Source organism: Streptomyces lacaronensis (assembly GCF_047337785.1).
Classification (GTDB): Bacteria; Actinomycetota; Actinomycetes; order Streptomycetales; family Streptomycetaceae; genus Streptomyces; species Streptomyces lycopersici.
Window position 1 is genome coordinate 1,764,249 of sequence record NZ_JBLHDK010000003.1, and the last position, 12,802, is coordinate 1,777,050.

Below are 12,802 nucleotides of genomic sequence, written 5' to 3' on the forward strand. Positions count from 1 at the left end.
CCACCGTATTGGCGCCGCTTCGAGCGGAACAACCCCTACCCTCGTCCACCCCTATCGGGCACCCCTATAACGGCCCCGACCTGCGGTGTCATTCGAATAGATGTCGTTTATGGGCCTCGCTGACCGCTGCCGCGCGATCCTTCACCCCGAGTTTCTCGTAGACATGCAGAAGATGCGTCTTGACGGTCGCCTGGCTGATGAACAATGCCGCCGCGGCCTGTCGATTCGTGGCCCCGTCCGCGATAAGCCGGAGCACTTGGAGTTCACGGTCGCTCAGCGGGCCCTGGGTGGGTTTGCGGACCTGGCCGAGAACGCGTCCGGTGACCGCGGGCGAGAGGACGGACTGGCCCGAGGAGGCGGACCGCACGGCGCGGGTCAGCTCCTCGCGCGGGGTGTCCTTGAGCAGATAGCCGGTCGCCCCGGCGGCCAGGGCGCCCATGACGTCGCTGTCGGTGTCATAGGTGGTCAGCACCAGGATCCGGGCCTCCGGGTCGCCGCGCAGCAGCCGTTTGATGGCCTCCACCCCGCCCATCCGGGGCATGCGCAGATCCATCAGGACCACATCGGCCGGCTGCCGCTCGTACAGTTCCACGGCCTCGGCGCCGTCACCGGCCTCGCCGATCACCGTGAAGTCGGGGTCCCGCTCCAGCACCCCGCGCAGCCCGTCGCGGACCACCGGGTGGTCGTCGACGATGAGGATGCGGATGGGGCCGGGGGTGTCGCCGCCATGGGTGTTTCCGCTCATGCACCGGCTTCCTGGGGGATCGCGGGGACGGCCGCGCTGATGGCGGTGCCCTCGCCACGGGCGCTTTCGATGTCCAACGTACCGGCGACCCGGCCCAGCCGGCGCCGCATCGCCACCAGCCCGAGGCCGTGGCCGCCGGAGGTGCCGGCCTCGGCCTCAGCGGTCGCGGGGTCGAATCCGACGCCGTCGTCGAGTACGTCGAGGACCACCACGTCCTCCATGTACGACAGGGTGATGCCCACCTTCGACGCCCGGGCGTGCTTGGCGATGTTGGCGAGGGCCTCCTGCGCCACCCGGTAGAGGGTGGCCTCCAGTTCGGCGTGGAGCGGGATGGCGGTCCCGGTCGTCGCGAACGCCACCTTCGGCTCCCGCTCCTGTGACCAGCCCTCGACCAGCGACTCCAGGGCGTCCGGCAGGGTCCGGGACTCCAGTTGCTCGGGGCGGAGCGCCTGGACCGAGCGGCGCGCCTCGGCGAGGCTGTCGCGGGCCAGATCCCTGGCGGCGACGAGATGGCGGCGCCACACCTCGCGGTCGCCGTCGGCGTGTTCGGCGGCCTCCAGCTGCCGGATGATGCCGGCCAGCCCCTGGGCGAGGGTGTCATGGATCTCCCCCGCCATCCGCTGGCGCTCGTCGAGCACCCCCGCCTCACGCGCCTGGGTGATCAGCTGGGCGTGGAGTCCGGCGTTCTCGGCGAGCGCGGAGCGGAGTTCGGCCACGGTCCGTTTGCGCCGCTGGTGCTGTTCGTTGAGCCGGCTCGACAGCAGGTTGATCCAGCCGATCACCACGGTCTGGAAGACGATGGCGGCGAGATAGCCGACCACCGCGCCGGTCGTGGCCCGGGGGAAGCCGTCCGGCACGGTGTTGACGACGAACGAGGTGGCCGCCACGGACACCAGCGCCCAGACGGTCGGCAGCAGCACCAGCGCCTGGAGGAACCCGGTGGCGGCGAACAGCATGAACACCTGGTCCCGCGCGATCAGCGCGGCGGAGAGGGCGAGCAGCCCCGCGAAGTAGACGGCCGTGCGCACCGTCCCGTACGGCTGTCTGCTGCGGCGGCCCGTGGGCAGGGTGTAAGTGCCCAGGATCCAGACGGCGGCCACGGCCGCGAGGCCGAGCGTGGTGAGCAGCCGCCGGGCCGGTGGCGGGCCGTGGACCAGGCTCAGGGCCGTGGACAGAAACAGCAGAAGGTAGGGCAGCCCTCCGAACAGGATGTCGGAGTGCCGCTCCCACCGTCCGCCGTCGTCCTTGGACGCGCTCACCTCACTCCCAGCGGAACAGCTTGGCCGCGGCCGCGGTGGCGGCCACCGCGATCACTCCGAGGACGGTCAGGTGCAGCGTCTGCGGCCACTGGTTCTCCCAGGAGTCGCGCAGCGCCTGGAGCGCGGCGCCCAGCGGGGTGTAGTCGCCGATGGTGGACACCGTCTCCGGCAGGTCTTCCTTGGGGAGGAAGGCGCCGCCGAAGAAGAGGCTGGGGAAGAGCAGGGACAGGCCCATCGCGGTGGCGGACTTGCTGCTCGGCGCCACGGCCGCGATCACCAGGCCGATGGAGAACAGCGCCCAGGTGCCCAGGACGAAGCTCACCAGGAAGGCGGGGACGTCGCCCGGGAGTTTGGTGTCGAAGGCGGTCTTGCCGACGATGAGCACCAGCACCGCGGAGACCGCCGCGGTGACCAGGTTGATGAAGAGCTGGGCGAGCAGCAGGTTCCCCGGGTGGATGGGGCTCGCGGCCATGCGCCGCAGGATGCCCTTCTCGCGGTAGGTCGCGAGGGTCGTGGGCAGCAGGTTGAGGGCCAGCATCGTCAGACACAGCGACATGGCCATCGCGGGGACGAAGGCGGCCATCGACGCCTTGGTGGCGGCGTCGTCGTCGGACTTGGTGGTGACGAAGTGGAAGATGGCCAGCAGCATGATCGGCAGTGCGATGACGAAGAACACCGCGGTGGGATCGCGCAGGAACAGCTTGCTCTCGACGTAGGTGAGCTTGGTGCGCCCGGACATGGCAGAGGTCTCCTCGGCGGCTTTAGTTGGCGGGCTTGGAGCCGGTCAGGGCGACGAAGGCGTCATCGAGACTCGCCTGCTCCAGGCGGAGTTCGTTCGCCACGATCTGATTGCGGGCCAGGACGGAGATCACGGCGTAGACGACATTGCCCTTGCCGACCACCGTCACCTGGGACTTGGACCGGGTCACACTGCTCACCTCGGGCAGCGAGGTGAGCAGTTCGTCGTCCATCGGGACGGACGGCTTGAAGCGGATGATCTGCTGCTCATCGACCCGGGACACCAGTCCGGAGGGGGTGTCGAGGGCGACGACCCGGCCGGATTCGATGATGGCGATCCGGTCGCAGAGCCGCTCGGCCTCCTCCATGAAGTGGGTGACCAGCAGCACCGTCACATCCTGCTCCCGGACCTTCTCGATCAGCTTCCAGGTCTCGCGCCGGGCGTGCGGGTCGAGCGCGGTGGTCAGCTCGTCGAAGACGGCGATCCTGGGCTTGCCGACGAGGGCGAGCGCGATGGACAGCCGCTGCTGCTGGCCGCCGGACAGCGATCCGTACGCCGTGTCGGCCTTGCCGGACAGGCCCCAGTCCTTGATGAGCTCGCGCCAGTCGACGGGGTCGCGGTAGAAGGTGCTGTAGAGCTCGAGCGCCTCCCACACCTTCATCTTGGGGGGCAGTTCGCTCTGCTGGAGCTGGATGCCGATGGACTCGCGCAGCTCGGCGAGGTCCTTGTCCTTCAGCGGGTCGAGACCCATCACGGAGATCTCGCCGCCGTCGCGCTTGCGCATGCCCTCGATGCACTCCACGGCGGTGGTCTTGCCCGCGCCGTTGGGGCCGAGGATGCCGAAGATCTCGCCCTCCTCCACGGAGAAGGACACGTCCTGTACCGCCACGTGATTGCGGTACTCCTTGCGCAGGTTACTGACCTCGATCAGCGGCATCGGCCCGGGTCCTCCTCGCTTTTGTTCCTTCACTCTTCCACCGTAGGAAGCGGATATCCCCGGGGGATCGGCCCATCGGCTGCCCACCGGGCTGATCCTCCCTCCACCGACCGGCCGATCGGCCGCATCAACCGATCGGTGGATGGGGGTACGCCGGGCCGGGTCAGCCGCGCCGGGCGTGCAGCGCCCGGCAGACCTCGTAGGACGGCAGCAGACCGGCCCGTTCGGCCTCGGCCAGTCCCGGGGCGTTCCGGTCGCGCGCGGAGACCAGGTATTCCAGATCCTTGGGCCAGGGCAGGCCGAGCGCCGGGTCGAAGGGGTCGATCTCGTGCTCGGCGCCCGGGTTGTACTCCTCCGAGTTGAGGTAGGCCGCCACGGTGTCGTCCCGCAGCGCGATGAACGCGTGGCCGAGGCCCTCCGCCAGATACACCGCCCGGTACGAGACGGGGTCGAGACGCACACTGTCCCAGCGGCCGAAGGTGGGCGAGCCCACCCGCAAGTCCACCACCACATCGAGGAGTTCGCCGCTGACACAGGTCACCATCTTGGCCTGGCCCGGGGGTACGTCCGCGTAGTGCACCCCGCGGACGGTGCCGCGCCGGGAGACGCTGTGGTGGTTCTGGCCCAGGCGCAGCGGATGGCCGACGGCCGCGGAGAAGGCCGATTCGGTGTAGTGGGCGACGAACGCGCCGCGTTCGTCGCGGTGGACGTCCGGGCTGAACTCGTAGGCGCCGGACACCGCCAGCTCGCGCACCTTCATCGGCCGTGCTCCACGGTGAGCTTCTCCAGCATCGGCACCACATCGTGCGGGGTGGGGGTGTGCAGGTTCTCCTCGCGCAGCCGCTCGGCGGCCTCCTTGTACGACGCGTCCTTCAGCAGCCGTTCGACGCTCTCCCGCAGCACCTCGGCGGTCAACTCCGAGGCGTGGACGACGAGTCCGGCACCGGCCTCGTGCAGAGTGGTCCCCTTGTTCCACCAGTCGGCGTAGCGGATGGTGGGGATGAACTGCGGTACGCCGCTCACCAGTGCGGTGCCCCAGGAGCCGAAGCCGCCGTGGTGGATGAGGACCGAGGCGCCGGGCAGCAGGGCGTGCAGCGGAACGAAGTCGACGACGCGGGTGTTGGCGGGGACCTCCTCCAGCGCCTCGACCTCCTCGGGCGGCAGCGCGGCCACCACGTCGATGTCCATGCTCCCCAGGGTCTCGATCATGTCGGCCACCGGCATGAAGGTTCCGCCCAGGGCCGCGCGCGCCGAGACCCCGGAGGTCAGCACGACCCGCGGCCGCTCGGGGGTCTCGCGCAGCCAGCCCGGGATGTCGGAGGGGCCGTTGTAGGGCAGATAGCGGACCGGGACCCGCTGGAGGGACAGCGGGAGCTGGAGGCTGGTGGGGATCTGGTCGATGGTCCACTGGCCGACCACGACCTCCTCGTCGAAGGTGCGGTCGTAGCGGGCGAGGATGGAGCCGAGCCAGTCGGCCATCGGGTCCTCGCGGCGCTCCTCGGGCTGCTCGGCGAGGCGGGCCAGGAACACCTCGCGCATCTTCGCGTAGATGTCGACGCACCACAGCAGCCGGGCGTGGGCGGCGCCCACCACCCGGGCGGCCACCGGGCCCGCGTAGCTGACGGGGTCCCAGATGACCAGGTCGGGCTGCCAGTGGCGGGCGTAGTCCACCAGCTCGTGCACCATGCAGTCGTTGTAGGTCTGGTACGCGAACATCACGCTGATCTTGAACTTCATCAGCACCTGTTCCCAGGAGTGCTGATCGAGCTCGGGGGTGGACCAGTCGGAGAGCGGGTTCTCCAGCGACTCGCGGTTCTGCGTCAGCATCTCGTGGAGATTGTGGTCCTTGCCGACCGAGACGGCCGTCAGCCCGGTGCTCTTGATGGCCTCGGTCAGCGCGGGGTTGCTGGCGACATGCACCTCGTGGCCGGCCGCGGCCAGCGACCAGGCGAGCGGGACCATGGTGAACAGGTGCGATTTCTCGGACACCGTCGCGAAAAGGATACGCATCGTCGGTTTCTCTCTCAGTCGATGGGTCGTCGGGGGCGGGCGGTGGCCGCCCGCAGGGTGTCCGTGATGACTCCGGCCACCGCTGCCTTCTGCTCACCCAGGTAGAAGTGGCCGCCGGAGAAGACCTCCAGCCGGAAGGAGCCCGAGGTGTGCTCCCGCCAGCCCGCCACTTCCGGGGCGGTGACGCGGATGTCGCTGTCACCGGTGAGCCCCACGATGTCGCAGGCCAGCCGGGCGCCGGGCCGGTATTCGTAGGTCTCGGCCGCCTTGTAGTCGCTGCGGATGGCGGGCAGGGCCAGCCGCAGCAGTTCGGTGTCGCCGAGGATCCGGGAGTCGGTCCCGCTGACCAGCTGGAGCTCGGCGATGAGCCCGGCGTCGTCGCGCCGGTGGATGCCGAGGCTGCGGTGGTGGGAGGGCGCGGGCCGGCCCGAGGCGAAGAGCGCCACGGGCACGGTCCCCATCTCCCCTTCGAGCAGTCTGGCCAGCTCGAACCCGACGCTCGCGCCCATGCTGTGGCCGAACAGCGCGATCGGCCGGTGTGCCGTGAGCGGCCTCAGCGCCTCGTAGATCGCGCGCGCCAGCTCGTGGATGTCCTCGATGGGCGCGTCATGGCGGCGGTCCTGCCGCCCCGGGTACTGGACGGCCAGCGCCTCCACGGTCGGCGGCAGCAGCTCGGAGATCGGGAAGTAGAAGCTGGCGGCTCCTCCCGCGTGCGGCAGGCAGACCAGGCTGACCTCGGCCTCCGGGCGCGGATGGAACCTGCGGAACCACAGGCTCTCATCGGTGACGGGCAACACCATGGTCGTCGTTCCTTGTCTGATGCGGGGATGGCGCCTGAAGCGAGGTGTCCGGAGGGGTCAGGCGCCCTCGCGCGGCAGTCGCTCCAGCCAGTCCTCGATGGCCTGGGCGGTGGGGAGGGAGTGGTCCTCCATCATGGTGAAGTGGTTGCCGCGCACATCGACGATGTCGTGCGGCAGCTCCCAGAAGGACCGCCAGTCGGGCAGCTCCTCCAGCTTGAGCGATCCGGTGGACAGCGGCTCCAGCGCGCGCACCAGGAGGGTGGGGGTCTCGATCGGCTCGGGGTCCCAAGCGCCGAAGAGGTTGAGATACCAGCCCATGGCCGACAGCCGGGCGTCGTCCATGGTGACGAACACGCCCTCGCGCTCGGTCATCCCGTCCATGAGCGAGAGCCCGAACTGGTTGAGGATGCTGCTCTTGGGCACGTAGGTGTCCACCAGGACCACCGCGGTCGGCCGGACGCCCATCCGCTCCAGGTGTCCCGCCGCCGCATGGGCGAACCAGCCGCCCGCCGAGGAGCCCAGGAGCACGATGGGCTGCCCGTCGGCGGCCTTCGCCACCGCCTCGGCCTGCGCGGCCACCACCGCGTCCGCCGTCTCCGGAAGGGGCTCACCGCGGCCGAAGCCGGGCAGCGCGAGGGCCGACACATCGCGCCGGCCCCGCAGCGAGGCCGCGAACCGCGCGTACTGGTGGATGCCCGCGACCGCCAGGCACGAGGAGAAGCAGAACAGGTGCTGCTCGGCCGGACCCTTGCTGAGCCGGACCGGCATCGGAAGCTTCTCCAGCTCGGAGGGGGCGCTGAACCGGGGCCGCAGCGCCGCCGTGGCGTGCAACAGGTCGAAGATCTCCTTCCATTTCCCGGTCTCGAACGCCTCGGTGTACAGCGTGCTCAGCGTGGTGGACTCCCCCACCGCGGCGGGCGCCGCACCCGAGGGCGTCGCCTCGGACGGGCCCGACTGCCGGGCCGTGGCCAGTTCGGAACGGAGCCGGGCGGCCAGATCGGTGGGCGTCTCGTGGTCGAAGACGAGCGTGGCGGGCAGCCTCAGCCCGGTGGCCGCGTTCAGCCGGTTGCGCAGTTCGACCGCGGTGAGCGAGTCGAAGCCGGAGTCCACGAACTCATGGGCCGGGCCGACGGCGGACGGGTCCGGGTGGCCGAGCACGGTGGCCACCTGCGTGCACACCAACTCCACCAGTACGGCGTCCTGTTCGGCCTCGGGCAGGGCGGCGAGCCGTTCCCGCAGCGCGGAGCCGCCGCCCGACGAGCCACCGCGTGTGGTCGCACCCGCCCGGCGTGCCGGTGTCCGCACCAGCCCGCGCAGCAGCAGCGGCACCGAGCCGGAACCGGCGCCCGAGCGCAGCGCCGCCAGGTCGATCCGCATCGGGATCAGCAGCGGAGTGTCCAGGGCGAGGGCGGTGTCGAGAAGTTCCATGCCCTGTTCGGAGGAGAGCGCGGCCACGCCCGAGCGGGCGGCCCCGGCCGTGTCCGCCGTCCCGGTCATCGTGCTGGCCTGGGCCCACAGTCCCCAGGCGAGGGAGTGGGCGGGCAGCCCCTGGGCCCGGCGGGCCTGCGCGAAGGCGTCGAGGAAGCCGTTGGCGGCCGCGTAGTTGCCCTGGCCCGCGCCGCCGAGCACACCGGCCGCCGAGGAGAAGAGCACGAACGCGGCCAGGTCCAGCCCCCTGGTGGCCTCGTGGAGATGGAGTACGGCGTCGACCTTGGGCCGCAGCACCGTGTCCAGCCGCTCGGGGGTGAGCGAGGAGATCACCCCGTCGTCCAGCACCCCGGCGGTGTGGAACACCCCCGTGAGCGGATGGTCTGCGGGCACCTGGGCCACCAGGGCGGCCACGGCGTCCCGGTCGGCGGTGTCACACGCCGCCACGGTCACGGTCGCGCCGAGCGCGGTCAGCTCCTCGCGCAGCCGCCCGGCCCCCTCGGCGGCCGGTCCCCGGCGGCTGGTCAGCAGCAGATGGCGGACGCCGTGGTGGGTCACCAAGTGGCGGGCGAGCAGCCCGCCGAGCATACCGGTGGCGCCGGTGATCAGCACGGTGCCCTCGGGGTCCAGCGCACGGGTGGCGCCGGTGGCGCCCTGGGCGCGGGCGAGCCGCGGGGTGTGCGCCTGTCCGGCGCGCAGCGCGAGCTGCGGCTCCCCGGAGGGGAGTACCGCCGGGAGGGCCCGTACGGACTTCTCGTGCTCGTCGAGGTCGACGAGGGTGAACCGGTCGGGGTTCTCCGACTGCGCCGAGCGCACCAGGCCCCAGACGGCGGAGCCCGGCAGATCGGTGACCTCCGCGCCGGGCGCGGTGGCCACCGCGCCACGGGTGACGAACACCAGCCGGGAGTCGGCGAACCGCTCGTCGGCCGACCAGTTCTGGGCCAGCTCCAGGGCGGTGCGCAGGGAGTCCCGCACCGCGTCGGCCGGTGCGCCGGGCCCGGCGGCGCAGGACACCAGGACCGCCGCGGGGGCGGCCGTACCGGCGTCGACGGCCGCGCCCAGCGACTCCAGGTCCACATACGACTCCAGGTGGACCCCGGCCGCGAAGAGGCTCTCCGTCACCTCCAGCCCGTCGTCGCCGACCAGCGCGGCCCGGGTCAGCGGGGTGGGCTGATCGGAGCCCGCGAGCGCGGGCCAGTCGAGCTGGAACAGCGACTCGCTGCTCGCGGCGCGGGCGCCGCTGAGCTGGTCGCCGGTCATCTTCCGCAAGCGCAGACCCCCGACGGTGGCCACCGGGCGGCCGGTGGGGTCGGCCACCGCGAGCGCCACGGTGTCCTCCCCGGCCGGGGAGATCCGCACCCGCACCTCGTCGGCCCCGGCGGCGTGCAGCGACACCCCGGTCCAGGAGAACGGCAGCCGCTCCTGCGCCGTCTCGGGGTCCTCCCCGGCGAAGAGGGTGCCGAGCGCGATGCCGTGCAGGGAGGCGTCGAGCAGGGCCGGGTGGATCCCGTACCCGGCGGCGGCCGGCCGCTGCTCCTGGGCCAGCCGCACCTCGGCGAACACCTCGTCACCGCGCAGCCAGGCGGCGCGCAGGCCCCGGAAGGCCGGGCCGTAGCCGAAACCGCCCGCCGCGTACCGCTCGTACATGTCGCTGACGTCGAGTTCGGTGGCGTCCGCCGGAGGCCACGCGGTCAGCTCCGCCGGGGCACCCGGCGGAGCGGTGGCGAGCGTGCCGGTGGCGTGCGGGGTCCACGGTTCGCCGAACCCGGCGCCCTCGGGGCGGGAGTGGACGTTCAGCGGGCGCCGTCCGCTCCCGTCGGATTCGCCGACCGTCACCCGGAGGGCGAGCGCGCCGCGCGCGGGGAGGATCAGCGGCGCCTGGAGGGTCAGCTCCTCGACCTGGTCGCAGCCGACCTGGTCACCGGCCTGGATGGCGAGCTCGAGGAACGCGGTGCCGGGGAAGAGGACCGTGCCGGAGACGGCGTGGTCGGCCAGCCAGGGCTGGGCGGCCAGGGACAGCCGACCGGTGAGCACCAGGCCGTCGGTGTCGGCGAGTTCGACGGTGGCGCCCAGCAGCGGATGCCCGGCCGAGCCCAGCCCCGCCGAGGTCACGTCGCCCGCCCGGTCCGAGCCGTCGAGCCAGTAGCGCTGCCGCTGGAAGGCGTACGTGGGCAGTTCGACCCGGCGGGCGCCACGGCCCGCGAACACCTTCTCCCAGTCCACCGCCCCGCCGTGGGCGTGCACCCCGCCCACCCCGGCCAGCAGCGACTCGGCCTCGTCGCGGTCCTTGCGCAGCAGCGGGATGAACGCGGCGGCGGGGTCGGCGACGCACTCCTGCCCCATCGCGGACAGCACACCGGACGGGCCCACCTCCACATAGCGGGTCACACCCTGGTCCTCGAGGAACCGCACCCCGTCCCGGAACCGCACCGGCTGTCGCACATGGCGCACCCAGTACTCGGGCGAGCACAGCTCCTCGGCCACCGCCTCGCCGGTCACATTGGACACCACCGCGATCCGGGGGGCGGCGTAGGTCAGCTCACCGGCGACCTTGGCGAACTCCTCCAGCACGGGGTCCATCAGCGGCGAGTGGGCGGCGACGCCGATCCGCAGCCGCTTGCTCCTGGCCCCGACCGCGTCCGCGATCCGCAGGACGGCCTTCTCCTCGCCGGAGATCACCGTGGCGGCCGGGCCGTTGACCGCGCCCAGGGACACCTCCTCCTCGCCCTCCAGATGCGGCAGCACCTCGGCCTCGGCCGCCTGGAGCGAGACCATCGCGCCTCCGGCGGGCAGCGCGTCCATCAGCCGGCCCCGGGCCGCGACCAGCGCACACGCGTCCTCCAGCGAGAACACGCCCGCCACATGGGCGGCCGCCAGTTCGCCCACCGAGTGGCCGACCAGGAAGTCCGCGGTCACGCCCCAGGACTCCAGCAGCCGGTACAACGCCACCTCGACGGCGAAGAGACCGGTCTGGGTGTAGAGGGTCCGGTCGAGCAGCTCGGCGTCCTCGCCGAAGACCACGTCGCGCACCGCGTGCCCGACATGGCCGTCCAGGTGGCGGTCGAGCTCGGCGCAGACGGTGTCGAACGCGGCGGCGAAGACCGGGAAGGCGGTGTGCAGGGCGCGTCCCATGCCGAGCCGCTGTGCGCCCTGCCCGGTGAACAGGAACGCCGTCTTGCCCGCACCGGCCACCGCGCCGGGGGTGACGCCGGAGGCCAACCGGTCGAGTTCGCCGAGCAGTTCGGCACGGCTCGCCCCCACGACCACCGCGCGGTGGGCGAAGGCGGAGCGGGTGAGCGCCAGCGAGTAGCCGATGTCCACGAGGGACGGCCCGGACGCGCCCGCCACGTAGGACCGCAGCCGCGCGGCCTGGGCCCGCAGTGCCTCCTCGGTCCGCCCCGACAGCGGCCACGGCACCAGGTCGGACGACACGGCGGCGGGCGCGGTGTGCGCGGGTGTTTCGTCAGCGGGCGTTTCGTCCGCGGCGTCCTCGGCGGGGGCCTGCTCCAGGATCACATGGGCGTTGGTGCCGCTGAATCCGAAGGCGGACACGGCGGCGCGGCGCGGCCGTGTCGCCTCCGGCTCGGGCCACGGCCGGGCCTCGGCCAGCAGCCGTACCGCGCCCGACGCCCAGTCCACGTTGGGCGTCGGCTCCTCGGCGTGCAGGGTCTTGGGCAGCACGCCGTGGCGCAGCGCCAGCACCGTCTTGATGACGCCGCCGACGCCCGCGGCGGCCTGGGTGTGGCCGATGTTGGACTTCAGGGAGCCGAGCCACAGCGGCCGGTCCTCGGGGCGGTCCTGGCCGTAGGTGGCGAGCAGCGCGCCCGCCTCGATGGGGTCGCCGAGCGGGGTGCCGGTGCCGTGTGCCTCGACCGCGTCCACATCGGCCGTGCTCAGCCCGGCGTCGGCCAGCGCCTGCCGGATGACGCGCTGCTGGGAGGGGCCGTTGGGGGCGGTGAGCCCGCTGCTGGCGCCGTCCTGGTTGGTGGCGGAGCCCGTGACGACCGCGAGCACCTGGTGGCCGCCTGCCCGCGCGTCCGACAGCCGCTCCACGAGCAGCATGCCCACGCCCTCGCCCCAGCCGGTGCCGTCGGCGGACGCGGCGAACGCCTTGCAGCGGCCGTCGGAGGCGAGCCCGCGCTGGCGGCTGAAGTCCACGAAGGCCACCGGTGTGGACATCACCATCGACCCGCCGACCAGGGCCAGGGAGCACTCCCGCCGGCGCAGCGCCTGCGCGGCGAGGTGCAGGGCCACCAGCGAGGACGAGCAGGCGGTGTCCACGGTGACCGCGGGCCCTTCGAGACCGAAGGTGTAGGCGATACGGCCGGAGGCGATGCTGCCGGAGCCACCGCTGCCGACGTACGCCTCGACATCGTCGGGCACCTGGCGCAGCCGGGTCGCGTAGTCCTGGTACATCACGCCCGCGAAGACCCCGGTGCGGCTGCCGCGCAGCGTGGCCGGGTCGACCCCGGCGCGCTCCATGGCCTCCCACGCGGTCTCCAGCAGCAGCCGCTGCTGCGGGTCCATGGCGAGGGCCTCGCGCGGGGAGATGCCGAAGAAGGCGGGGTCGAAGTGGTCGGCTTCGGTGACGAAGCCGCCTTCCCTGGCGTAGCTCGTCCCCGGCTTGTCCGGGTCCGGGTCGTACAGGGCCTCCAGGTCCCAGCCCCGGTCGGTGGGGAACCCGGTGACCGCGTCACGGCCGTTCGCCACCAGCTCCCACAGATCCTCCGGCGAGGCCACGCCACCGGGGTAGCGGCAGGCCATCCCGACGATGGCGATGGGCTCGTGGTCCTTTGTCTCGGCCTCCTGGAGGCGCTGGCGAGTGCGGTGCAGATCCGTGGTCACTCGCTTGAGGTAGTCGCGGAGCTTTGCCTCGCTCACCGT

General features: G+C 72.2%; 8 protein-coding genes. All 8 read right to left on the reverse strand.

Going from position 1 to position 12,802, the window contains the following annotated elements; genetic code table 11:
• Positions 1-88 precede the first annotated feature (88 nt).
• The gene (locus ACMTAK_RS07870) at positions 89-745 is read right to left on the reverse strand and encodes a response regulator (RefSeq protein ID WP_413805513.1); all 657 of its coding nucleotides are present in this window, start codon (positions 743-745) and stop codon (positions 89-91) included.
• Positions 742-2,004 (reverse strand): sensor histidine kinase, encoded by a 1,263-nt coding sequence (locus ACMTAK_RS07875; RefSeq protein ID WP_413805514.1) that lies wholly within the window; start codon positions 2,002-2,004, stop codon positions 742-744. The genes ACMTAK_RS07870 and ACMTAK_RS07875 overlap by 4 nt, the downstream gene beginning before the upstream one ends.
• A gap of 1 nt (position 2,005) precedes the next feature.
• Positions 2,006-2,743, reverse strand: a complete 738-nt coding sequence (locus ACMTAK_RS07880; protein WP_037962594.1) for an ABC transporter permease — start codon at positions 2,741-2,743, stop codon at positions 2,006-2,008.
• 22 nt (positions 2,744-2,765) lie between these two features.
• Positions 2,766-3,680 carry an ABC transporter ATP-binding protein gene (locus ACMTAK_RS07885; protein WP_020866317.1) on the reverse strand — a complete coding sequence of 305 codons (915 nt, stop codon included), beginning with the start codon at positions 3,678-3,680 and terminating at the stop codon, positions 2,766-2,768.
• Between the two features lie 163 nt (positions 3,681-3,843).
• The gene (locus ACMTAK_RS07890; protein ID WP_413805515.1) at positions 3,844-4,440 is read right to left on the reverse strand and encodes a dTDP-4-dehydrorhamnose 3,5-epimerase family protein; all 597 of its coding nucleotides are present in this window, start codon (positions 4,438-4,440) and stop codon (positions 3,844-3,846) included.
• A complete protein-coding gene (locus ACMTAK_RS07895; RefSeq protein WP_413805516.1) occupies positions 4,437-5,690 on the reverse strand; it encodes an activator-dependent family glycosyltransferase in 1,254 nt (417 codons plus the stop codon). The genes ACMTAK_RS07890 and ACMTAK_RS07895 overlap by 4 nt, the downstream gene beginning before the upstream one ends.
• A gap of 14 nt (positions 5,691-5,704) precedes the next feature.
• Positions 5,705-6,490: a thioesterase II family protein gene (locus ACMTAK_RS07900; protein ID WP_413805517.1), complete on the reverse strand. Its 786-nt coding sequence runs from the start codon at positions 6,488-6,490 to the stop codon at positions 5,705-5,707.
• 57 nt (positions 6,491-6,547) lie between these two features.
• Complete coding sequence (locus tag ACMTAK_RS07905; protein ID WP_413805518.1) at positions 6,548-12,799, reverse strand: type I polyketide synthase; 6,252 nt, start codon at positions 12,797-12,799, stop codon at positions 6,548-6,550.
• Positions 12,800-12,802 lie beyond the last annotated feature (3 nt).

Coding starts and splice junctions, on each gene's coding strand:
- ACMTAK_RS07890 (WP_413805515.1), bottom strand. CDS start 4,440: ATGAAGGTGCGCGAGCTGGCGGTGTCCGGCGCCTACGAGTTCAGCCCG.
- ACMTAK_RS07885 (WP_020866317.1), bottom strand. CDS start 3,680: ATGCCGCTGATCGAGGTCAGTAACCTGCGCAAGGAGTACCGCAATCAC.
- ACMTAK_RS07880 (WP_037962594.1), bottom strand. CDS start 2,743: ATGTCCGGGCGCACCAAGCTCACCTACGTCGAGAGCAAGCTGTTCCTG.
- ACMTAK_RS07895 (WP_413805516.1), bottom strand. CDS start 5,690: ATGCGTATCCTTTTCGCGACGGTGTCCGAGAAATCGCACCTGTTCACC.
- ACMTAK_RS07870 (WP_413805513.1), bottom strand. CDS start 745: ATGAGCGGAAACACCCATGGCGGCGACACCCCCGGCCCCATCCGCATC.
- ACMTAK_RS07900 (WP_413805517.1), bottom strand. CDS start 6,490: ATGGTGTTGCCCGTCACCGATGAGAGCCTGTGGTTCCGCAGGTTCCAT.